This window comes from Dyadobacter sp. CY327, from assembly GCF_021390415.1.
Lineage (GTDB): Bacteria > Bacteroidota > Bacteroidia > Cytophagales > Spirosomataceae > Dyadobacter > Dyadobacter chenhuakuii.
The window spans coordinates 1072541-1095909 of record NZ_JAJUXJ010000001.1; the positions used below are offsets into that span (position 1 = coordinate 1072541).

General features: G+C 45.3%; 18 protein-coding genes. 17 read left to right on the forward strand and 1 reads right to left on the reverse strand.

Annotated elements, in window-relative coordinates:
- The 8 genes from LZG74_RS04580 to LZG74_RS04615 all read left to right on the forward strand — a co-directional run bounded on the left by LZG74_RS04580 (position 1) and on the right by LZG74_RS04615 (position 9429).
- Positions 1–915: a DMT family transporter gene (locus LZG74_RS04580; protein ID WP_233795417.1), complete on the forward strand. Its 915-nt coding sequence runs from the start codon at positions 1–3 to the stop codon at positions 913–915.
- A 90-nt stretch (positions 916–1005) separates the two neighbouring features.
- Entirely contained in the window at positions 1006–1956 is a 951-nt protein-coding gene (locus tag LZG74_RS04585) for a glycosyltransferase family 2 protein (RefSeq protein WP_233795418.1), read from the forward strand.
- On the forward strand, positions 1949–3382 hold the full coding sequence (locus tag LZG74_RS04590; protein ID WP_233795419.1) for a DUF6056 family protein: 1434 nt from the start codon (positions 1949–1951) through the stop codon (positions 3380–3382). Before LZG74_RS04585 ends, LZG74_RS04590 begins: the two co-directional genes overlap by 8 nt.
- 22 nt (positions 3383–3404) lie before the next feature.
- The gene (locus tag LZG74_RS04595; RefSeq protein WP_233795420.1) at positions 3405–5069 is read left to right on the forward strand and encodes a hypothetical protein; all 1665 of its coding nucleotides are present in this window, start codon (positions 3405–3407) and stop codon (positions 5067–5069) included.
- A 72-nt stretch (positions 5070–5141) separates the two neighbouring features.
- Positions 5142–6089, forward strand: coding sequence for a glycosyltransferase family 2 protein (locus LZG74_RS04600; RefSeq protein WP_233795421.1), 948 nt, complete (start codon positions 5142–5144; stop codon positions 6087–6089).
- Between the two features lie 4 nt (positions 6090–6093).
- Positions 6094–7554 carry an MBOAT family protein gene (locus tag LZG74_RS04605; RefSeq protein ID WP_233795422.1) on the forward strand — a complete coding sequence of 487 codons (1461 nt, stop codon included), beginning with the start codon at positions 6094–6096 and terminating at the stop codon, positions 7552–7554.
- A gap of 89 nt (positions 7555–7643) precedes the next feature.
- Entirely contained in the window at positions 7644–8024 is a 381-nt protein-coding gene (locus LZG74_RS04610) for a co-chaperone GroES family protein (RefSeq protein WP_233795423.1), read from the forward strand.
- 88 nt (positions 8025–8112) lie between these two features.
- The gene (locus LZG74_RS04615) at positions 8113–9429 is read left to right on the forward strand and encodes a DEAD/DEAH box helicase (protein WP_233795424.1); all 1317 of its coding nucleotides are present in this window, start codon (positions 8113–8115) and stop codon (positions 9427–9429) included.
- Positions 9430–9507: 78 nt separating this feature from the next.
- On the opposite strand, the gene LZG74_RS04620 is transcribed toward LZG74_RS04615, so the two are convergent.
- Positions 9508–9699, reverse strand: coding sequence for a cold-shock protein (locus tag LZG74_RS04620; protein ID WP_026630672.1), 192 nt, complete (start codon positions 9697–9699; stop codon positions 9508–9510).
- A gap of 112 nt (positions 9700–9811) precedes the next feature.
- Here LZG74_RS04620 and LZG74_RS04625 point away from each other — a divergent pair, with 112 nt between their 5' ends.
- The 9 genes from LZG74_RS04625 (at position 9812) to LZG74_RS04665 (ending at position 23365) form a co-directional block, all read left to right on the forward strand.
- A complete protein-coding gene (locus tag LZG74_RS04625) occupies positions 9812–10783 on the forward strand; it encodes a YheT family hydrolase (protein WP_233795425.1) in 972 nt (323 codons plus the stop codon).
- A gap of 109 nt (positions 10784–10892) precedes the next feature.
- Complete coding sequence (serA, locus tag LZG74_RS04630) at positions 10893–12800, forward strand: phosphoglycerate dehydrogenase (protein ID WP_233795426.1); 1908 nt, start codon at positions 10893–10895, stop codon at positions 12798–12800.
- A gap of 92 nt (positions 12801–12892) precedes the next feature.
- Positions 12893–13966 (forward strand): aminotransferase class V-fold PLP-dependent enzyme, encoded by a 1074-nt coding sequence (locus tag LZG74_RS04635; RefSeq protein ID WP_233795427.1) that lies wholly within the window; start codon positions 12893–12895, stop codon positions 13964–13966.
- A gap of 19 nt (positions 13967–13985) precedes the next feature.
- On the forward strand, positions 13986–14921 hold the full coding sequence (locus LZG74_RS04640; RefSeq protein WP_233795428.1) for an Rpn family recombination-promoting nuclease/putative transposase: 936 nt from the start codon (positions 13986–13988) through the stop codon (positions 14919–14921).
- A 161-nt stretch (positions 14922–15082) separates the two neighbouring features.
- On the forward strand, positions 15083–15700 hold the full coding sequence (locus LZG74_RS04645; protein ID WP_233795429.1) for an RNA polymerase sigma factor: 618 nt from the start codon (positions 15083–15085) through the stop codon (positions 15698–15700).
- Between the two features lie 41 nt (positions 15701–15741).
- Positions 15742–16932 (forward strand): FecR family protein, encoded by a 1191-nt coding sequence (locus LZG74_RS04650; RefSeq protein ID WP_233795430.1) that lies wholly within the window; start codon positions 15742–15744, stop codon positions 16930–16932.
- 256 nt (positions 16933–17188) lie between these two features.
- A complete protein-coding gene (locus LZG74_RS04655) occupies positions 17189–20692 on the forward strand; it encodes a TonB-dependent receptor (RefSeq protein ID WP_233795431.1) in 3504 nt (1167 codons plus the stop codon).
- A 17-nt stretch (positions 20693–20709) separates the two neighbouring features.
- A complete protein-coding gene (locus LZG74_RS04660; RefSeq protein ID WP_233795432.1) occupies positions 20710–22632 on the forward strand; it encodes a RagB/SusD family nutrient uptake outer membrane protein in 1923 nt (640 codons plus the stop codon).
- 28 nt (positions 22633–22660) lie between these two features.
- Entirely contained in the window at positions 22661–23365 is a 705-nt protein-coding gene (locus tag LZG74_RS04665) for a DUF3823 domain-containing protein (protein WP_233795433.1), read from the forward strand.
- Positions 23366–23369: the final 4 nt, after the last annotated feature.

The following is a 23369-nucleotide window of genomic DNA, read 5'->3' on the forward strand; positions in this document are numbered from 1 at the left end:
ATGTTTTCACCCACGGCGCTGCGTTCGTATCTGCATCTTCATTTTCTGGTCCTGATCTGGGGTTTCACGGCCATCGTAGGCCTTATGGTCACCATTTCACCCGTTTCCCTGGTTTTCTACCGGACCTTGTTTGCGGCGGTTGGGCTGGGGGTTATCATTTTTTTTAAGCAGAAGCAACTCAAAGCCGACAGCAGGGACGTGATCCGGATGTTGTTGGTTGGTTTCATTTTATCCGCGCACTGGATGCTGTTTTTCGCCTCGGCTCGTGTTTCCACGGCATCGGTTTGTCTGGCAGGAATGGCCACCACATCATTATGGACGAGCTTAATTGAGCCTTTGGTCAATAAAAGAAGCGTTCGGCCGCTCGAAGTAGGGCTGGGGATTCTGGCGTTTGCGGGTTTATATGTGGTTTTCAAATTTGAATTTGACCATGCGCTGGGATTGGCACTCGCGCTGGCTTCCGCCTTGCTGGCCGCCATGTTCACCGTTGCCAACAGCAGGCTTGTGCAACGCATAGACGCTTACATCATTACATTTTATGAAATGATCGGTGCAACGGTTTTCTCATTGTTTTTTGTAATGATATTCGAGTGGCAGGGCTGGTCCAACGGTGAACCTTACATTCCGGTTGCGAAAGATTGGATCTGGATCTTGTTCCTGGCGTTCATATGCACGGTTTACGCGAGCACGATGGCCACGCAGCTGATGAAGCAATTTTCAGCTTACCTCATCAATCTGACCATTAATCTGGAACCGGTTTACGGCATTGCACTGGCTTTTTTCTTTTTCGGAGAGAAAGAGCGGATGACTTCCGAATTTTACATGGGCACATTGCTGATATTACTCGCCGTGCTTCTTTACCCGATGCTGATTAATACGGTTTTAGGTAAAAAAGGCGGGGAAGTCCGAAAATAATCGGGGCAGCCGAATGCGAAGACTCAACCGATAAAAAGAGCATATTAACTTATTACTGCTATTTTTGTCGACTTAATTAAAAGGTGTTCTATGAATCCAGCGCGTTTACTTCTGGTAATTCCATGCTACAACGAAGAGGCGATATTACATCTGACCTATTCCAAACTGAGCGTTTACTACAACTCGCTCAAACAGCAGGGCCTTATTACAGAAGACAGCCGCATTTGTTTTGTGAATGATGGAAGCCGGGATAAAACCTGGAACATTATAGAATCCCTTTGCCAGCAGGACCCCAACATTATCGGCGTAGGACTATCCCGGAATTTCGGCCACCAAAGCGCTATTATGGCCGGTTTGGAAAAAAATATAGACAATTTCGACTGCTTCATCACCATCGATGCCGACTTGCAGGACGATATGAACGCCATTGCAGCCATGGTAGAAAAGCACCGGGACGGCGCCATGGTGGTTTACGGAGTAAGAGGGGACAGGAGTTCAGACAGCTGGTTCAAGCGTGTTACTGCGGAAAGTTTTTATGTATTAATGCAAAAAATGGGCGTTCCGGTTGTTTTCAATCATGCCGACTTCCGCTTGATGGACCGCCGGGTTTTGCAGGAGCTGGGTAATTTTAAAGAAATCAACATGTTTCTGCGCGGCATTGTGCCGTTGGTGGGTTTCCGGAATGATAAGGTTTACTATAACCGACTGGAACGTGAAGCCGGAGAAACGAAATATCCGCTGAGCAAAATGTTGCTTTTTGCGTGGAATGGCATTACGTCTTTTTCCACTTTCCCGATGCGCCTCGTTTTGTATTTCGGCGTTTTCAATTTTATGGTCGCAATGATCATTGTGGCTTATATCCTTTTCTCTTATCTGGTCGGTTACACGGTTCCCGGCTGGACGTCCACCATGTTGCCGCTCACGTTTTTCAGTGGTTCCAATATGATGGCGCTGGGGTTGATAGGAGAATACATTGGCAAGATTTACGAAGAAGTAAAAGGCCGTCCTCGTTACATCATTGAAAAAACTTTAAATGAATAGATTTTATCGAAAATATCGGATCGTAGGCAACTGGATCAACATTTTACTGATGGTCACAGTCCTGGCTCCGTTATTCGCGCTCTCTTATTTCAATCACCCTTCCCCGGCCGACGATTATTGTTACATTGACACGGTGTTCAAATTCGGCTGGTTCGAAGCCATGAATTACTACTATTCGGGCTGGACGGGCCGTTATTTCGGGATTTTTCTAAACCATTCCAATCCGCTTCTTTTTCACTGGATCAATGGTTTCAAGATTTTGCCGGTTATCCTGCTATCGGGAGTTGTTTTCGCCCTTTACAGTCTTTTCAGGCATCTTACGCCAACATTATCACGCATGGCGCATTTAGGGTTTGCCGGGGTTGTTTTCTTCCTGTATATCCTCAAAATCGCCAGCATGTCTGAGGCATTCTACTGGATGGCGGCGTTTGTGACTTATACGATCCCAAACATTTTTACATTGCTATGGATCGTGCTCGTGCTGCGTTGGTATCGCCAGGACACGCAAACGGCAAAGGTCATTTTAAGCAGTCTGGCCGGATTTCTGGTTTTCGCCATCGTTGGAAGCAGCGAAACCAACCTGCTCATCATTGTGCTGCTCATTGGCGCGTGGTGGGTTTACCGCATTCTTTTTCACAGGAAAGTGGATGGTTTTATGATCGCAATGCTGGCTGTCTGTGCGGTTTCCTGTTACTTGTATTTTAGCTCACCAGGCAACCAGGCGCGCATCGGCGGCAATCCATTGGGTGGGAATATCCCTTTTTCGGTTATTTCATCATTCAAAAAGCTTGCTGTACTGAGCTTCGACTGGATATTCCGTACACCGCTGATCTTCTTCTCATTGGCCTGGCTGGTTGTCCTTTCCAGGCTTTCGGCCGGGGCCAGGAATTATTTTTCAATTCCGGTCTGGTATGCAGCGCTTTTGTTCATTGGTGTCCTTTCGGCCCAGCTTTTCCCTTCTTATTACGGCGTAGGAATTGAGCCGACGCCGCGTGTGATCAATTGTGTTTACTTCTTTTTCCTGATCGGCTGGTTTTATGTGATCGGGGTGGTTTTCCATTATTTCAAAAAAAGCACTACCAGTCCATTTCAATTCTCAATGGTTCGATATGGCATACTTTACGCAGTTTTGACGCTTTCTATAAGCTTGTCATTTTACCGCAGCGCTAATGTTCGCTTAATGTATTCAGATCTGATAAATGGGAAAGCAGCAGCATTTGATAAAGAAATGTATGCGCGCTATGATATGTTGCGCAGCTCCAAGGAAAGCACCGTTTATCTGCCGCCGATCCATTCCAAGCCATTCTCAATTTTTGTAGACGACGACATCAAGGACAATCCCGACCATTGGTGGAACAAATGCATGGCCGGATATTTCGGCAGGAAAGTAATTATCATGAAAGATTCGCAAGGTGAACAGCAATAAAAAGTTAGCTATAAGTGCCGCCATGACACTGCCCGTGCTGCTTTGGGTGTTTGTCATCTTATATTATTCCGTCAACCTGCCCTGGTACGACGATTTTGACCCGTTTCCGGATTTCCTGCAAAAGTGGATCACCGATACGTCTTTTTCGGACAGGTTAACATTGCTTTTTCAGCCCAATAACGAACACCGTATGGTGATCGGGAAGCTCGTAACGCTTGCTTACTATTGGGTTACCGGGCACTTGAATTTCACATTCCTGCAGATTGCCGGGGCTTGTTTTACGCTGGGCACATTAAGGATTTTCTGGCTTTCTTTTGCCAGGACGAAGATCAATTGGTGGTATTTTCTGCCAGTCCCGTTTTTGCTTTTTCAATTACAATATCACCTTGTTTTCCTTTGGGCGATATGCAGTTTGCAGCACCAGCCGGTGGTGTTTTTTATCAGCCTTTCCATGTTTCTCTTGTCTAGGGAAAGGTTTGGCTGGGCGGTTTTGGCGGCTGTATGTGCCACTTATGCCATGAGTAACGGGATTTTCGTTTGGCCGGCGGGTGTGATGATACTCCTTTTAAGATCCAATTATAAACAGCTTACCGTCTGGCTCATAGCGGGCGCGGTTGCCGTAGGGCTTTATTTTTACGGAATGTCGGCCCAGGGTAACGAATCCAGCATGGAGTTCTTTGCAAAATATCCACATTTATCCGTTTTGGGCTTCTTTGCATTTTTGGGTGGTTTGTTCGATTTTTTTCCGGAGAAAACCATTGTCGTCCGCTCCGCATTGCCTGTTCTGATGGGCTTTTTGGTGACGATCTGGGTTGCTATTTGGTTGTACAGACAACTCCTACCCTGGCTTACACGCACTTTCAACCGGCCTAAAAACATCCCTTACACAGGTCTGGAAACCTCAATTGACAAGAAAAATCAGGATATGTTCTTGCTGGGTATTCTGACATTTCTATTAGTCAATGCATTGATTATCGGTTTGTTACGGCCTCGTTTCGGCTTCTTTGTAATGATCGTCAGCAATTACAAAATGTATCCTGCACTGTTTTTAATCGTAGCTTATCTTACATTCATTAATACTGTAAAAGGAAAGCAAGTCCAGGAATGGATATTCCAATTTGCTTTAACCACGAGTGTGATCATTTGGGGATTTTCTATTTACGGTTACCTGCCGGTCATTGCTGAAAGGAATAAATATCTGACAGTCAATGGCTATAACCAGGAGCATAATGGATTTGGACTGGGCCATGTCCCGTTTTCGACAAGCGCAGCTTATGTAGACACCATGATGAAGCAGATGGTAAGCTGGGATGTTTATAAATATCCGGATGCGCCCGAAAAGCTGGCAATGGAAATTAGGAAGATGCAAAATCCAATGCCGGCAGAAGAAGGCATTTTGATCTCCACTCACGGCAACGTTTTACATATTCATGATCCGCAAAGCAGCATGTGGCTCAATCGTAACAATGGTCATTATGCCTTCGTCAGAGACGCCAGGCAGCTTTATTTCTTCAAAATGACTCCTCAGGCATACTCAGGCAGGAACATTTTCAAGCAATATGACAAAGGGGCCGACACTGAAATCCCACTCACTGCTCTCAAACCCGGATCGTATGATTTGGGCATCATTCACGTGGAAAACGGAAAGTCGCAAGGTGGTATTCTTAGAAAAATTACAATCCCATAAATCATTCGGGCACTTGATAATGCGCTGAAAGGTGTATTTTTGCCGCCATAGGTCAAATAGCCAAACAGAAGAATGTCTCAAATCCCTCAGATATCCATTGTCGCGCCGCTTTATAATGAGTCCGAGTCATTTCCCATGCTCATTCAGCGAATCAATGCATTGATGGATTCCAGTCCGCTTTCTATTGAAGTAGTGCTTATCGATGATGGAAGTAAAGATGATACAGCATTAAGAATCAGGCAGCTGGCACTTACAGACGAACGTTATCATGGTGTATTTTTATCGCGAAACCATGGTCACCAGCTCGCATTAACAGCTGGAATTGCAGCAGCCCGTGGAAGTGAGGCGCTTTTCGTCATTGACGGCGATTTGCAGGATCCGCCCGAATTGCTTCCGGATTTTTATAAATTATTGAAAGAAGGGAATGATGTGGTTTACGCGGTCCGTAAAAAGCGTAAGGAAGGTTTTGTGAAAAAAATGGGCTATCATTTCTTCTACCGCATTCTACGTTCTATTTCTTATGTTGAAATCCCGCTGGACAGTGGCGATTTTGCGCTGATAAGCCGCCGGGTTGTGGATGTCCTGAATAAAATGCCCGAAGAAAGCCGTTATTTGAGGGGAATGCGCTCCTGGATCGGTTTCAAACAGGTTGGTTTTGAGTATGAAAGAGATGCAAGGGCTGCGGGGGAATCCAAATATTCCTTCAAGCAATTATTCCAGCTTGCTTACAACGGGATTTTCAATTTTAGTGAATTTCCGATCAAATTCATGAGTCGGGTAGGGGTGATTGCCATCCTTATTTCCTTGTTTTATTTCATTGTTGTCGTGGTTAAAAAGATGTTTTTTGCCCAGGTTATCGAGGGTTTTACGTCTTTGTTGTTTGTGATTATCCTGTTCAGCGGCGTGCAGTTACTGGCGCTGGGCATCATCGGAGAATACGTTCTCCGCATATTTTTTCAGTCCAAAAATCGCCCTTTGTTTATTATTAAAGAGGAGATAGTCAACCGAGAGTACATTTGAGCTGATGCTGTTTACCGATATACAATTTATCATTTTCTTTATTGTCGTTACGCTGGCTTATTTCAGCCTGTCGTGGCGTGGGCGGTGGATGCTTTTGCTGGCAGCCAGTTGCTACTTTTACATGGTTTTCAAGCCGATCTTTATCCTGATCCTGTTTGGGACCATCGTAATCGACTATTATGCAGGCATTTGGATAGAACAATCAAATGATCAGAAACGAAAAAAGCTGCTGCTGATCATTAGCTTGATTTCCAACATCGGCATTCTCGCATTCTTCAAATACTACGATTTTTTACAGGATTCCATCAACAGCGTGCTCGCCAGCTTCGATTTGCGGCCCGCCGTCCCTGCATTAACGAGGCTTGTTCCCAGCCGCATAGCCGAATGGATGACGACTGGCGAAGGAAAGATCTTGCTTCCGATCGGCTTGTCATTTCACACTTTCCAGGCCATGAGTTATACCATTGAAGTCTACCGGGGAAATCAGACCGCCGAGCGACATTTTGGTATTTACGCATTGTATGTCATGTTTTACCCGCAGCTGGTCGCCGGTCCGATTGAGCGTCCGCAAAACATGCTTTTCCAATTTCATTCGTATTTCAAATATGATTTTGAGCTGGTTAAGTCGGGATTAATGCAAATGGCCTTCGGGTTTTTCAAGAAAATGGTGATTGCAGACCGGCTTTCTGTCTTCGTGGACTATGCCTATGATCCGGCCTCCGACCATAACGGACTTACATTACTTACTGCCACCGCATTTTATTCATTTCAGATTTACTGCGATTTTTCCGGCTATTCCGACATTGCCATTGGTGCTGCCAGGGTAATGGGTTTCACATTGATGGACAATTTCCGGTCGCCATATGAGTCCAGATCCATTCCCGAATTCTGGGGAAGATGGCATATTTCGCTTTCCACATGGTTCAGGGATTATTTATATATTCCATTGGGAGGCAACCGGCGTGGAGAGTTTATCAAATTCCGCAACCTGATGATCGTCTTCATGGTCAGCGGATTATGGCACGGAACAAGTTGGAGCTTTGTCATATGGGGCGCTTTGCACGGATTTTACCAGATTACGGCCCTGCTGCGCGACAAATATTTAAAGCGGGCGAACATTCAAATACCCGATAACTTCTTTGTACGGACCGTTAATGTGCTGCTGACCTTTGCTTTGGTAACCTTAGCCTGGATATTTTTCAGGAACTCACTCAGCCGCTCAATGGTGATTTTCGAGAAGATCGGGAGCCTTTCCCTGTCAGATCAGATATTAAGCCCATTCAATCACGTAGAAATGTGGTTCTGCGTATTCCTGATCGGATTTTTACTTTGGAAAGAACATTACTTTGAAAAAATTCCAACCCGCAGCACTGCCGTATTTTTTATATTATTCCTCATCATTGCCTTCCTGACTTACTTTTTAGGTGTTATCACTGAAAATCAGTTCATTTATTTTCAGTTTTAGGAAGAAAAAAGGAAAAACATTTGCGTTGGAATTTTTGTTACCAAATGTGGGATGGATGATTAACGTCTTTAGATTAACGATTTAATAAAATGTACGAAGTAACAGCCGATAATAAATTAAGAAGCCTTATAGTTGTGGGTGATCGCGTTTTGATCCGCCCGAAAAGCCCTAGTGACCGCACAAACAGTGGCCTTTATCTGCCACCAACGATAACGGAAAGGGAACAGGTGCAAAGCGGTTATGTTATTAAAGTAGGCCCGGGTTACCCAATTCCGGTTGCCGCAGAGGACGAGCCGTGGAAGGAGACTGAGGAAAAAGTAAAATACATGCCTTTGCAATCCAAAGAAGGCGATTTAGCCATATATCTGCAACGTAACGCCATTGACCTGGAATACGACGGCCAAAAATACGTCATCGTTCCGCAGGCTTCTATTTTAATGCTGGAACGCTCGGAGGATTTGTACGATTAACAGCCCGGATTTCAATTGCCCCGGATTTAATCCAGCCCGGGTTACATTGCCCCGGAATTTAATCCGGGGCTAACTATTATCTTTGGCTATGACAAATCCGGAAAATACGACAATAAATCTTGCTGGCCTGGGCATTACAGCGCTGAACGAAATGCAGCAACAGGCCAATGAGGCGATTCAGCAAAACAGCGAAGTAGTGCTGCTGGCACCAACTGGTTCAGGAAAAACACTCGCTTTTTTACTTCCGGTGGCATCCATTTTGAAGCCCGAATCCGATCATGTGCAATGCATGGTTATCGTTCCCACGCGGGAACTCGCGCTCCAAATCGAGCAGGTTTGGAAGAAAATGTCGACCGGATTTAAGGTTACGTGCTGTTATGGCGGTCATGATATGCAGACTGAGATAAGAAGCCTGGTGGAAGCACCCGCCTTGATCGTGGGAACGCCGGGCCGCATTCTGGATCACATTCGCAGAAACTCGTTTACCGGCAGGCACATTTCCACGCTTATTTTGGATGAGTTTGATAAATCCCTGGAACTGGGTTTTCAGGAAGAAATGTCAGAGATCGTCCGGAATTTGAGGAATGTAAAAAAGAAGGTTTTGGTTTCTGCTACAACCACTAAAATTCCCTCATTTACCAGCATTAAGGCACCCGTTACCGTTGATTTTGTAACAAATAAAAACAAAAGCGAAGGGCTCACAGTGGTTCAGGTGTTGGCTGAAAAGGACAAAATGACCACACTGGTGAGGTTACTGAGCTATTTGGGAGCCGAATCAACATTGATCTTCTGCAACCAACGGGATTCGGTAGAACGCATTAGCGCCGTATTGAAAGAAGAAGGCATAGACTGCGCGTTTTTCCATGGGAAATTGGAGCAGGAAGAGCGCGAACGGACATTAATCCGCTTCCGTAATGGTTCGGTGCTTTTCCTTGCTGCAACCGATCTGGCCGCCCGCGGGCTCGACATTCCGGATATGAAGCACGTGATCCACTTCGAACTACCGATGAAAGGCGACGAATTCACGCATAGGAACGGCCGCACCGCACGCATGCTTGCAGAGGGCACGGCTTATATTTTAATGGATAGGGAAGACAAGTTGCCCGATTACATCATTGGCAAGCCCAAAGTTCTGGATCTTCCCGCAAAACTGGCCGTGCCGCCGGTTTCGGATTGGGTGACGATTTACATTAGCGGCGGCAAAAAAAGCAAGCTCAATAAAATGGATATTGTTGGTTTCCTTCTGCAAAAGGGCAAACTGGAAAAGCAGGATCTCGGATTAATCGAGGTGAAGGATAATATTTCGTTTGCGGCCGTGAAACGCGGAAGAGCCAAAGCTATGCTGCAATTGATTTCTGCAGAAAAGATGAAAGGGAAGAAGTATAAGATAGAAATTGCAAGGTAGTTCCACTGAAAGAACGGAAAGGGCATAAAAAAAGCATGCAGTACAGCATGCTTTCGAAATGTCTTATTATGACTAAACTTAGATAACGCGAACGTTAACAGCGTTTAGACCTTTTTTTCCATTTTCTACGTCGTAAGACACTTTGTCATTCTCACGGATGTCGTCTTGAAGACCTGAAACGTGAACGAAAATGTCCTTCTCACCAGTTGATGGTTGGATGAATCCAAATCCTTTGGAGTCATTGAAAAACTTTACTGTACCTTCTGCCATTAGTATTGATCTTATATTTTTAAAAACCAAATGTATACAGAAAATATCTAAAAGCAAGATAAAATTAAAAAACGCTTAGAATTATTCTAGTTTATTCAATAATCTTTGTTGCATGCCATTGATTGAGACTGCGTCCAAAATATCGCCCTACTGGCTCCCAAACGGCCATTTACAGAGTATTTACCCTGCTCTTTTCCGCAGCATTAAGGGTGTATTTTACCACCGGGAAAGAATTGTAACTCCTGATGAAGATTTTCTGGATCTGGATTGGTCTTACGCAAAAAGCCCGGGATCGAGGAAGCTGGTGATCCTTTCTCATGGCCTGGAAGGCAATAGTACAAGGCAGTATATTTTGGGTATGGTGAGGCTGCTAAACCAGCACGGGTTCGATTGCCTTGCCTGGAATTTTCGGGGATGCGGCGGTGAAATGAACAAAACGGCCCGTTTCTACCACAGCGGCGCCACTGAGGATCTTGATCTTGTCATTCAAAATGCATTAGGTAAGGATTATGAGCAGATACATCTGCTCGGATTCAGTTTAGGAGGAAATCTTACGCTTAAATATCTCGGGGAATCAGGTGTTCATTTAAATCCAAAGATTAAGAATGCATTGGTTTTCAGCGTTCCTATGGACCTTCGCGCGTGCAGCCTGTCCATCATACAGCCGGAAAACAGTGTTTATATGCACCGCTTTTTGAATACATTAAAACCAAAAGTGAATGCGAAGGCGGCCATTTTTCCGGACAGCATTAATATAAGTGACCAAAAGCACGTGCGGACACTTTACGATTTCGATCACATTTTCACTGCTCCACTACACGGATTCGACGGCGCCGACCATTATTATGAACAATGCAGTTCAAAGTTCTTTATCAGGGACATAGCAATCCCGACCATGGTTATCAATGCGAAAAACGATCCGATCGTGCCTTTTGAAAGCCTGCCGATAGAAGAACTGAGAGCTCATGCAAATGTTTGCCTTGTTGCGACACAGGACGGCGGGCATTGCGGATTCAGGCCTGCCCGGGTGAAAAACGGCGTTTACTGGTCGGAGGAGCGCGCATTGGAGTTTCTTTCACGATAAAACTGATTCAGATATTATTTTGTTAGTGTGATATGTTTGAGATTCGTAATTTTGAGGCTGGTAACGCCAATTCTATTTAACCGATTAATATTCAGTTATTTCCCTTTTCATGTCCACATTAACACTTAATCCATCACCGTACATTATCATTGATTTTGACAGCACTTTTACAAAAGTGGAAGGGCTGGACGAATTGGCAGCGATCGCCTTAAATGGCCATCCAGAACGTGATCAGGTTGTTCAAAAGATAGCTGACCTGACGAATAAGGGCATGAATGGCGAAATGTCATTTGCTGACGGGCTCCGTCAGCGGATCGGACTTTTAAAGGCCAATCGTTCCCATATTCAGGAACTGGTGACTTTTTTAAGGACAAAGGTTTCGGATTCGTTTCAGCGCAACAGGCAGTTTTTGACTGAGCATGCAGATCAGATATTTATCGTTTCGAGCGGTTTTAAGGAGTTTATTGTGCCCGTAGCGACAGAATTAGGCATCCATGCCGATCATGTGTATGCCAATGAATTCCTGTTTGACGAAGACGGTAACATTACAGGAGTGGATGAAGAAAATGTCCTTTCGACGGATGGTGGAAAAATAAAATTGCTTTCCTCACTGAACCTGACGGGCGACGTTTACGCCATCGGGGACGGTTATACAGACTATGAATTAAAAGCATCAGGGCTGGCGAGTCGTTTTTACGCCTTTACAGAGAACGTTGAACGTCCGCGCGTTGTGGCTGTTGCGGATCACATTGCAACGTCATTCGATGACTTTTTATATGATAATAAAATGAGCAGAAGCCAGTCTTATCCGAAAAGCCGGATCAAGGTGCTTTTGCTTGAAAATGTGCACCCTGCGGCGCTTCGCGCTTTCGAAGAGCAAGGTTTTAATGTTGAGTTTGTAAAAGGCGCATTGGACGAAGACGAGCTTTGCGAGCGTATAAAAGATGTTTCGATCATCGGTATCCGTTCTAAAACGAACATTACCAAACGCGTTTTGGACAACGCGAACCGTTTGATGGCGATTGGCGCATTTTGTATTGGGACTAACCAAATCGATCTGGAAGAAGCTGCAAAGAAAGGAATAGCCGTTTTCAATGCTCCGTATAGCAATACGCGTTCTGTTGTCGAACTTGCTGTGGGTGAAATGATTATGCTCATCCGTAACATTGTTGGCAAAAGCAATCAGCTGCACCAGGGAATCTGGGACAAATCGGCGAACGGAAGTTTCGAAGTTCGGGGTAAGAAATTTGGCATGGTGGGTTACGGAAGCATTGGAACCCAGCTTTCTGTTGTTGCGGAAGCGCTTGGTATGGAGGTCTATTTTTATGATTCGGTAGAGAAATTATCTCTGGGTAATGCACGGAAAGTGAACACATTGGAAGAGCTTTTAGCGATTTCTGACGTGATCAGCATGCACGTGGATGGCCGCAAAGAAAATACGAACCTGATAGGAAAGCGGGAATTTGACCTGATGAAAAACGGCGTCATATTTCTGAATTTATCACGCGGTCACGTAGTTGACATTCAGGCGCTGGCGGATGCGGTGAAGAGCGGAAAAGTGGCAGGAGCAGGTGTGGACGTGTTTCCAAAAGAGCCAAAAACCAATGACGAGATATTTGAAAGTGAATTGAGAGGCTTGCCTAATGTAATACTGACGCCGCATATTGGTGGAAGCACCGAGGAAGCGCAGGAAAACATCGGTCATTTTGTTCCTTCCAAACTACTGGAATTCATGAACAACGGCAGTTCTTACGGAAGCGTTAACTTCCCCGAGGTCCAGTTGCCGAAGCTGAAAGATTCCCACAGGTTATTGCACATTCACGCAAACGTTCCTGGAATTTTGGCGAAGCTGAACCATATTTTTGGTAAAAATAATATCAACATTACGGGTCAATATCTCAAAACCAACGAGCATATTGGTTACGTGATTGTCGACATTGCGAAAGACTATACCGAAGAATTCATTCAGGAAGTAAAAGATATAGAAGGGACGATCAGGTTCCGGATGCTGTATTGAGATTGAACAAACAAGATTCAACGGTGCCGGCTAGCTGATCGGCACCGCTAACTCATTCATCCTTCCTTCCATCAAAACTCAGTCATTAATCGATGTCTTTAACCTATTTTACCCCAGGCCCGGCTCAATTGTATCCTACATTTGAGCAGCATTTACAAAGTTTTGTCAGCGGTCAGCTGGGATCTATTTCGCACCGCAGTCAGCAATATCGTGACTTGCATAAATTTACCGTAGACCAGCTACGTATTCTCCTGAACGTGCCTGATACACACGCTATTATGTTCCTGGGCTCAGCATCGGAAGCGTGGGAGCGGATCTTGTTCAGCTGTGTGGAGCTGGAAAGTTTTCACCTGGTTAACGGATCCTTCTCGAAGAAGTTTTGTGAATATTCGAGTGCATTGAATAAGTATGCGCACAAATTTGAAAAGCCGATGGGCGAAGGTTTCACAGCTGATGAAATCGAAGTCCCTGAATATGCGGAATTGATCTGTGTAACGCATAACGAAACAAGCTCGGGCGTGCAGATGCCTGTAAGCGAAATCCATAAGCTTAAACAAAAGAACCCCGACAAGTTTATCGCAGTAGATATCGTGTCTTCCGCTCCATATCCTGATCTCGACTATAACTTGATCGATACAGCATTTTTTTCTGTCCAAAAAGCATTCGGGCTTCCGGCTGGTCTGGGGGTGTGGATTGTGAGTGAGAAGTGTTTGGAAAAGGCAAGGCAAATCAGAAATCAATATTCAATAGGTGCTCATAACGATCTGCCGACGCTTTGGAAAAACGCCCTGAACAATGAAACGCCTGCTACACCTAATGTGATGGGAATTTATTTGTTGGGTAAGATCGCAGAGGACTTTAATAAGATCGGCGTTGGTGAACTCAGGAAAGCAACAGAGCAAAAGGCGGCACTCATTTATGATTTCATTGAGAAGACCAATGGCTTTTCTTCCTTCGTAAAAGAAGTGCAAAACCGCTCCCAAACGGTGGTTGTAGCCAACGTAGAAACTCCCTCCGCAGACATTATCAAGAAGATAAAAGAAAAAGGAATGGTGATCGGAAGTGGTTATGGAGAATTCAAAGGTTCCCAGCTCCGCATCGCCAACTTCCCGGCAACTTCATATGATGCAGTAGAAAAACTTGTGTATGAATTAGGGGACATCTAAAATAAAAAATACGATTTGAGTGACCATAGGGATGACGGGACGTATCAATGTCCTAATCATCCCTATTTCTGTGAAAAGAAACGACATTCTCTGGAAATCCATTCTGGAAGACACATTCGAAGATTTCTTACGGTTCTTCTTCCCCGAAGCTGACGACGTATTTGATTTCTCCAAAGATTTTGAATATCTGGACAAAGAGCTCGAACAGCTTTTCCCGCCCGATAATGATCATTATTCCAGCAAATTTGTTGATAAGCTTGTTAAAGTCTTCACCAAAGAGGGCCGGGACGAATGGATATTGGTTCACATTGAAGTGCAAGGTTACACCGACCCACACTTTGCAGATCGAATGTTCACATACTCCTACCGGATCTGGGACAGATACCGCAAGCGCACAACGGCACTGGCAATCCTGACGGATGACAATAAGCATTATTATCCAAGCTGCTTTGAACAATCATTTCTTGGAACATCACTTCGGTTTGAGTTTAACACGCTTAAAGTGCTGGATCAGTGTGATCGGAAGTTGGCTGAAAGCGATAATATTTTTGCGCATGTTATTATGACAGTTAAAATTGCGCTTAAAGCTAAAAGCCTCGGTCAAAAAGATCTGTTTGATTTGAAGATTCAGCTGGCCAAGAGATTGATCTCTCAGGACATTCCCAAATGGAAAATTGGAAAACTGATGGATTTTTTGAAATTTTATGTGGTATTTAAAGATCTCGATTTAGAGCAATCCTTTAATGAAGAAATTAATTGTTTAACACTTAAAAATCACACGACTATGGGCATTGATGAAGCAGTAATTTACATTACAAGGGAAGAAGCGAAGGAGGAAAAGGCTAGCGAAGTTGCAAAGCGCTTGATGATGAAGAATTGCTTCACGCTCCAGGAGATAGCTGAATTGGTGGATATGCCACTTGACTTTATTGAGGAAGTGAAAGACAGTATGTAACGTTTTAGGTGTAAATAATAAGAAACCAAGCGCAGGCCAATCAGCTCCTGCGCTTTTTTATTCTCCCCGGTTGTAAACAACCAAGCCCCAAAAATCTTTCAAATAGTATTTTAGAGATAATTATTTAGCTTTATGCCTTGTTAGTAAAAACGGACTTGGCGGTGATCAATTTTGATACCTTAATAGGGGAAAAAACGGACCAGCAATTGTGGCAACGGATTCGCGAAGGAGACGAGCAGGCGTTTACAATCATTTTTGAGAAATACCACCGCACGCTTTATAATTACGGAAGCAAGCTCTCACAAAACTCAGCCATTGTCGAAGATGCAGTTCAGGATGTTTTTATCGACATATGGCGACTGCGTAGTAACCTCACCGATAATGTAACATCCGTTAAATTTTACCTTTACCGGGCTCTTAGAAGGCGCATTCACCTGGCTAAGGACAAGTTTCCGGTTACAGAGGAAATTACATTGCTGAATGACACAGAAACGCCAGCGAATGGCGGAAACTCCGAAACATTGCTGATCGACATTGAGTCTGCCTCATTACGCGCAAAACAAGTGCAAAATCTGATGTCCAGGCTTCCCGAGCGACAAGTTGAAGCGTTGACATTGCGTTATTTTGATGATTTCAGCATTGAAGAAATAGCCGGGATTATGGGCGTCAGTGAAAAGTCGGTCCGCAATTTCATTTACAAAGCCCTCACTTCCCTCCGCCATAACCGGGAGATTTTGCTGATATCCAGCCTGATCTTCTGCCTGTTAGGTCTTTTTTAGAATTTTTCTTCAAAAAAGTTTGATTTTCGAGGGGTCATTTCGTGAATTCCCTGCTCTTTCCTTATGAAAGACGAATTTCCGCCGATATGACGCATGACCCTTACTCCTTAACGGAACTGATCCGAAGCGATGAATTTATCGCGTGGGTGATGCGCCCGGACGCACATAGCAATGAAAAATGGCGGCTTTTCCTGGAAAATCACCCGGAAAAGCAACGCACAATAGAAGCCGCCCGCGAATATGTAATCCTGCTCGCCAAAGATACGGGCAGAGACCAGCCTACTGAAAAGCAAAGCGTAAGAATGTGGAGCGCAGTGGAAAGTCAGATGCATAATCAGGAAACCGGACCCTCAAAGGTAGAAGAGGCTGCCGAGCCTAAACGGATCCTATCGGGATGGCGCTGGATAAGGGTCGCTGCATCTGCAGCATTGATACTGAGCATCGGTTCGGTGAGTTACTGGTTTTATTACAGGCAGGGCAACGGGCGGGTGAGTGGATATTTGAGTACTGAGCAAGTTGCTGCTGATAAAGTCGTGCAAAAGTATAATAATACGCAAAAGCCGCTGACGATCCTGCTAGCCGATGGCAGTTCGGTGGTTTTGCAGCCAGGCGGACATTTGAGCTATACTGAAGCTGTTAATGCGAAACGTCGGGAAGTGACTTTAACGGGAAAAGCTTTTTTTGAAATTGTCAAAAACAAGGAAAAACCTTTCCTGGTTTACAGCTATGGCCTGGCTACCAAAGTATTGGGGACCAGTTTCATGATTGATGCTTCGGAGGCAAACAAGGAAATCAGGGTAGAAGTGAAAACAGGGACGGTGTCAGTTTTTTCAATCAATAATTTGGATAAAAAGGAAATCGACGAAGAATCAGATAAACCTGAGCTGACCGGAATCACGCTCGGCCAGGATCAGAGAATTGCATTTTCAAAAGAAAGCGGCAGGATCGTCAAGCTGGATGGTCAGGAAAAGGGATCGGTCCCTTATATGGATATTTCGAAACAAGGTTTTGTCTTCGATGAGACGCCTGTTCATAAAGTGTTTGAAACGCTGGAGACTGTATATAATGTGCAAATCAGCTATGATAAGGTTAAAATGGGCGATTGTACATTAAATGCAACGCTCATCGGGCAGCCTTTCAGGGAAAAACTGGACGCCATTTGCAATGCGCTGGACGCTCAGTATGAGATAAAGGATAACCTGGTTTCCATTGTTGGCAATGGCTGCAAGTAAAGGATCAGATTACTATTAAGAAAATAATTATTGAACAATTGCCGGATATATACATGAAAACATCTCAACCAAAATGCTGCTGCTTATGACATAACCTATCCGCTTTGACACAAAAAAAAAGACCAGCCATGTTCCAGCATGACTGATCTCAAGATTCCCCGAAGTAACTGACATTACTTTACATCCGCTTTTGCAGGGGATGCAAGGGAAGATTTCGTTGAATAAATCTCCTTAACCAACAAATTCATTCAAAAATATGAAAAAAGTTCGACGACTTGAAGACTTTCTCATCACACTCATGCGAATAACAGTCATTCAATGTATCCTGGCGGGTCTATTCGTAGGCATTTCATGGGCACATGATGGAAGAGCTCAATCTGCATTGAGCCAGAAGGTTACGGTTGACATCCAGAATGAGGACATCAAAAAGATCCTTGGACAACTGGAGAAGCAAACGAATGTAAAGTTCGTGTTCAGTTCCAAACTGATCCAGTCAGAAAGAAAAGCTTCCATAAAGGCTCAAAACGGCGCACTAGCGGACGTTTTGGATGCGCTTTTGAAACCAATGGAACTGAACTATAAAGCAAAGAATAACCTGATCGTTATCAGACCTGATAATCAGCCTGAAAAAGCGGGTGAAGTTGGGATTGAGCCAGCCGCTGTGCAACCAGCCGAAGCTGCTATTGAGAAAACGATAACAGGAACGGTTAAGGAAGACGGGGGAGCCGGCTTGCCTGGCGTGAGTGTGGTGCTCAAAGGCACGCAAACCGGAACATTGACCGACGAAAAAGGAAAATACTCAATCACCGTTCCCGATGGAGAAACAACATTGATTTTCTCATTTGTGGGTTTTATATCGCAGGAAGTGCTGGTCACTGGTGCTCAGAGCACATTTGACGTTGCGCTTAAAGTGGATGACAAATCGCTGGAAGAAGTGGTGGTTGTTGGTTACGGAACGCAAAAGAAAGAGTCGCTTACCGGCGCCATCGCAACAGTAACCAGCAAAGATCTTGACCGCGTGCATGGCGGCTCAACGGTGAGTTCCGGACTGGCCGGAAAAATACCAGGCGTAACATTCAGGATGCCGGACGGACGCCCGGGAGCAGCTGCAACGGTGCAGATCAGGAATATGGGAAATCCACTTTTTGTCATCGACGGGATTCAGCAGGACGACAAGCAGTTCAACAACATTTCCCCGAACGATGTAGAAAGCATTACCGTGCTAAAAGACGCTTCTGCCGCTATTTATGGGGTTCGGGCGGCGAATGGTGTTGTGGTGGTTACAACCAAAAGAGGAAAAAACGGAACAAAGAATACAATCAACCTGGACGCTTACACCGGCTGGCAAAACTGGTCGAGATTTCCGAATGTAGTCAATGACTCGTATCAATGGATGCACGGAAAAGCGGAAGCGGAAATGAACCAATATGGTAAAACGTCCATCACCCAGGCGGAACTCGACAAGTATAAAGCCGGCACCGAGATGGGCTATAAGAGCTTCAACTGGAAGGATTTCATTGTAAAGAAAAATTCGCCGCTAACCTCGGTTAACCTGAACATGACGGGAGGATCAGATAAAATCTCCTACTACATTTCGGCAACGCGGTTAAGCCAGAATTCGGTCCTCGGACGTGAGTTTACATTTACAAGGAATAACCTGCAAAGCAATGTTGACGCCAAGATCACGGACAATTTGAAAGTGGGCATTCAGATCAACGGCCGGATCGAAACCCGCGATCAGCCGGGTATCCCGGGCGGTGATGATTACTGGCTGCCCCGTTTTGCAATCCTGCGGAACCGTCCGTTTGAACGCCCTTATGCCAATGATAACCCATTGTATCTCAATGATATTAAGCACAATGAAACCAACTGGGCCTATAATAACAAGCGACTGGGTGGTTACCAAACGGACATTTGGCGCGTATTGCAGACCAATATGACAGCAGAATACAAAATTCCGGGCATCAAAGGCTTGGTTGCCAAGGGAATGTATTCCTATTACATTGGAGACCGGGTTTTGAATGGCCACGAATACACTTATGAAGCCTACACCTACAACCCGACGGACGACACTTACAAAGTAACCGGCGGAAGCACAAACCCCTGGCGTGAAAGACGTACGCAAAAGATCATGCGCAATGTGTATCAGGGGCAGCTGAACTACAACAACACATTTGGCAAAAATACAATCGGCGCCACCTTTGTTGCAGAACGCCAGGAAGAGCGTGATCAGGAACAATGGGTACACTCGGTTCCCAAAACCAATGTGCTTCCCCTGGTCTATTTTGCAACGATGGACACTTACGACGACAAGGATAATCAGCTTGCGCGTATAGGGTATATCGGTAGGATTAATTACGACTATGCAGGCAAATATTATGTAGAAGTTTCGGCTCGCCGCGATGCTTCCTGGAAGTTCGCTCCGGATCGCCGGGTGGGTTATTTCCCATCAGCTTCTGCGGGATGGAGGATTACAGAAGAGCAGTTTTTCAAAAATATTATTGGCACGAGAAGCATTCTGGACGATCTTAAACTGCGGGCTTCCTATGGGATTTTGGGAGATGATAACATTCTTTTCAACAATGATGTCAACCGTCCTTTGGATCCTTATGCATACTTACCTGGCTATAATTACAACCAGGGTAACGCGATTTTAAGTGGAACGGCAGTAGTAACGTCACGTGATAAAGGGCAGATCATCAATAATATATCTTGGTTCAAAAGTAAAATCACGGACGTAGGTGCAGACTTTTCTTTGCTGGGGACCAAGCTGACAGGTTCGGTTGACTATTTCTACCGGTTAAGAACAGGACTTCTGGGACGCAAGTACGACTTGCTCGTTCCAAGTGAACTGGGTTACAGCCTGCCGGATGAGAATGTTAACAGCGATTCACAAGCCGGATGGGAACTTGCCCTGGCTTATAATGGAAAAGCCGGCGACATTGGCTATTCTGTTGGTGGTAATGTGTCCTTCTCACGCACCAAATTCGTCTCTTCCTATAAGCCCGTTTTCAATAATTCCTGGGACCAGTACAGGAATTCTGAGGAAGGCCGTTACAGGAATATTTACTGGGGTTATGAGACAATCGGACAGTTTCAGTCGCAGCAGCAGATCAATGAATATCCGGTTAACATTGATGAACAAGGCAACCGCACATTATTGCCGGGCGACCTGATTTACAAGGATATCAATGGTGATAATGTGATCAATAACCTGGACGAAAGACCAATTGGTTATACAACAAACGGTCAGCCTAACATTAACTTCGGTTTGAACTTCGCGGTTACCTGGAAAGGCGTTTCATTTAACGCAGATTTCTCAGGCGGCGCCATGTATTCCTGGAACCAAAACTGGGAGCAGCGCTGGGCTTATCAGAACGACGGCGCTTTGAACAAAATATTCCTCGACAGATGGCATCGCGCAGATCCCTTCGACCTGAACAGCGAGTGGATCCCGGGCAAATATCCGGCATTGCGCTACAACGATGGCGGACATAGCAACTACAAGCGAAACTCCACTTTCTGGATCCATAATGTGAAATATATTCGCGCCAGGACCATCGAGCTGGGTTATTCTCTGCCAAAAACATTGCTCGAAAAAGTGAAACTGCAACGCGCCAGGATTTACATCAATGGTTACAATTTGTTCTCCATCGACAATCTGAAAGAATTTGGCATTGATCCCGAAATCTCGGAAGAAAACGGTCTGCAATATCCGCAGAACAAGTTTGTCAACGTAGGGATCAATCTTTCAATCTAATAAAACCGTATTTCGCGATGAAAAAGATATTTTATATACCAGTATTTGTATTGCTATTGCTGAGCTGGGGCTGTAATGATGATGAATTCCTGAACCGGCCGCCAACAAACATTCTTACAGAAGAACAGGTCTGGGGCGATGAAGGCCAGGTGCTTTCCTTACTTGGAAACTTGTACAACCGTTATGTCGATCTGGGCAACTTCCGCGATTTTGAGCGGCCTGGCCTGGATGCCCTTACCGGATGGACTCGCTTAGCAGATTTCAATGAAGCATTCTGGTCGGAATCAGGTCGTTACAAGGAATTCCAAAACAGCGGCTGGGATTTGAACACGTGGTCGATCTGGGATTACGGTTACATCCGGGAGATGAATTCATTCATCCAAAAATGCGAAGCAGCAGAGAAACTTTCTCCCGCAGCCAAAGACCGCTTTCTGGCAGAAGCACGATTTCTGCGTGCTTCCTATTATTTCGAGCTGGTGAAACGCATGGGCGGCGTTCCATTGATCATGGAACCCATGACTTATGATTTCAGCGGAGATCCTACTTACCTGCAACATGCGAGGGCCAAGGAGTCGGAAATTTATGATTTTGTAATTAAAGAGGCTGATGAGATCAAAGCCAAGCTTCCTGCCAATGCCGGGGAAAAATCAAGGGCCACGCAGGCAGCTGCATTGGCCATGCAGGCCCGTGCAGCATTGTATGCCGGTTCGCTGGCGAGGTATGGTGTGAATACGCCTTCGGTTTCTTTGCCTGGCGGCGAAGTGGGAATTCCTGCAAATCTGGCCGTAGGTTATTATACCAAAGCGTTGGCCGCAGCGAAGGAGATTATCAGCGGAAGCGTGGGTGCGTATGCGCTTTATAACAAAAAGCCCGATCTCTCGGAAAACTTTTCAAGTATATTTTATGATAAAACAAACAATCCGGAAGCCATTTTTGTAGACGATTACAAACTGCAAAGTGGTAAAGTGCATTATTTCACCGGCTCTAACCAGCCTCGCTATGGTGCTGAGGAAGAGGAGGGTGGAAGAATTAATCCATCATTGAATTTTGTGGAGTCATTTGAAAAGCTGGACAACACATTTGCCCGCATTCCAACCACCAATGCAGCCGGCGCTCCTATTTATTATGCCAATCAAACCGACATATTCGAGGGTCGTGACGCAAGGCTTGCCGGAACGGTTATGCTGCCCGGAACCACATTCAAAGGCCGCACCGTAGACATTTGGGCTGGCTTCCAGCTAGGAAACGGCTCCATCGTAAGCGGCGACGACCGCGGAGCCCAAAAGACATTGCCAGGCAAATCGGTCCCTGAACAAGTTGTAGGATTCGATGGCCCGATCGATGGTTTTGAATTCACTGCGCAAACAGGATTTTATCTGCGTAAATATCTGGATCCGGTTGTAGGATCAGGGCAGCGCGGGGTTAACAGTGAAGTTTGGTTTATCCGTTACAGATATGCCGAAGTGCTTTTGAACGCTGCTGAGGCCGCATTTGAACTAAAACAACCCGCCGTAGCAGCCGGATATATGAACCAGGTGCGTGCCCGTGCCGGATTGGTAAAACCACTCGTGGCCGGAGACATTACATTCGACCGCATCGCGCATGAACGCCGCGTGGAGCTGGCTTTTGAAGGACATTATCATTTCGATATCCAGCGCTGGAGAATTGCCCACATTGTTATGGACGGCAACGCGATCAGCGCGGCAGACCTTTCCAAAGACCTGGGAAAAGCGACCAAAAGAAACACGCAGCCCTGGGCATTATGGCCTTACAAAGTGTATGAGCCAGGATCGCCTAATAATGGTAAATGGATTTATAAACCTGTGAAATTGAGCCGTGTAACCGGTGCTGACCGCTTCCAGTTAGGGAATTACTATTCGCTGATCACAGACGAGGTCGTCAACAACAATCCGAAGATCATACGGAACCCAAATCACTAGGCCATCACATTCAAAAAGATCAGCTATTATGAAAATCAGATCTCAATTTATACCATTCCTGGCATTGCTTTTCCTTATTTCAGCATGCGCAAAGGACAATTTTACCGAGCCGAAATCCACTTTATCCGGCCGGATCGTCTATAATGGAGAGCCTATCGCCGTGGAATACAACCAGGTAAGGCTGCAACTCTGGCAGCCGGGCTTCGGCAAGCTTGCGGCGATCGATACGCAGGTCGATCAGAACGGTTCATTCTCCGCTTTGCTTTTTAATGGTAAATATAAATTGGTTGTACCAAAGGGAAGAGGGCCTTTCAAGACGCTGGAAAAAGATGCTGCCGCGAAAGACACATTGTTTGTAACACTGGAAGGTAATCAGCAGCTGGACCTGGAAGTGATGCCCTACTATATGATCCGCACGCCTCAGTTTGCAGGGGCTGAAAACAAGGTCACAGCCACATTGAAGCTGGAAAAGATCATTAACGGTGCCGACGCCAAGGCCATTGAACAGGTTTCTCTTTTTATTAATAAAACAGAATTCGTGTCGCGGTCAACCAATGTGGGCGTAACGGATATAGCAGGGGCAGACGTCAAAAATTTGAATGCAATCACCATAGCGACCGAAATTCCTGCACTTGTGCCGACCCAGAAATATGTTTTTGCAAGAGTCGGTGTGAAGATCAAGGATGTAGAAGACATGATTTTTTCACCGGTTCAAAAGGTGGAATTTAAATAACAGA

Bases quoted from the DNA above. Each gene is read 5' to 3' on its own strand.
- LZG74_RS04655 (WP_233795431.1), top strand. From the start codon at position 17,189: ATGAAAAAAGTTCGACGACTTGAAGACTTTCTCATCACACTCATGCGA.
- serA (WP_233795426.1), top strand. From the start codon at position 10,893: ATGTCCACATTAACACTTAATCCATCACCGTACATTATCATTGATTTT.
- LZG74_RS04585 (WP_233795418.1), top strand. From the start codon at position 1,006: ATGAATCCAGCGCGTTTACTTCTGGTAATTCCATGCTACAACGAAGAG.
- LZG74_RS04615 (WP_233795424.1), top strand. From the start codon at position 8,113: ATGACAAATCCGGAAAATACGACAATAAATCTTGCTGGCCTGGGCATT.
- LZG74_RS04660 (WP_233795432.1), top strand. From the start codon at position 20,710: ATGAAAAAGATATTTTATATACCAGTATTTGTATTGCTATTGCTGAGC.
- LZG74_RS04665 (WP_233795433.1), top strand. From the start codon at position 22,661: ATGAAAATCAGATCTCAATTTATACCATTCCTGGCATTGCTTTTCCTT.
- LZG74_RS04600 (WP_233795421.1), top strand. From the start codon at position 5,142: ATGTCTCAAATCCCTCAGATATCCATTGTCGCGCCGCTTTATAATGAG.
- LZG74_RS04620 (WP_026630672.1), bottom strand. From the start codon at position 9,699: ATGGCAGAAGGTACAGTAAAGTTTTTCAATGACTCCAAAGGATTTGGA.
- LZG74_RS04580 (WP_233795417.1), top strand. From the start codon at position 1: ATGTTTTCACCCACGGCGCTGCGTTCGTATCTGCATCTTCATTTTCTG.
- LZG74_RS04635 (WP_233795427.1), top strand. From the start codon at position 12,893: ATGTCTTTAACCTATTTTACCCCAGGCCCGGCTCAATTGTATCCTACA.
- LZG74_RS04595 (WP_233795420.1), top strand. From the start codon at position 3,405: ATGACACTGCCCGTGCTGCTTTGGGTGTTTGTCATCTTATATTATTCC.
- LZG74_RS04605 (WP_233795422.1), top strand. From the start codon at position 6,094: ATGCTGTTTACCGATATACAATTTATCATTTTCTTTATTGTCGTTACG.
- LZG74_RS04625 (WP_233795425.1), top strand. From the start codon at position 9,812: ATGCCATTGATTGAGACTGCGTCCAAAATATCGCCCTACTGGCTCCCA.
- LZG74_RS04590 (WP_233795419.1), top strand. From the start codon at position 1,949: ATGAATAGATTTTATCGAAAATATCGGATCGTAGGCAACTGGATCAAC.
- LZG74_RS04610 (WP_233795423.1), top strand. From the start codon at position 7,644: ATGTACGAAGTAACAGCCGATAATAAATTAAGAAGCCTTATAGTTGTG.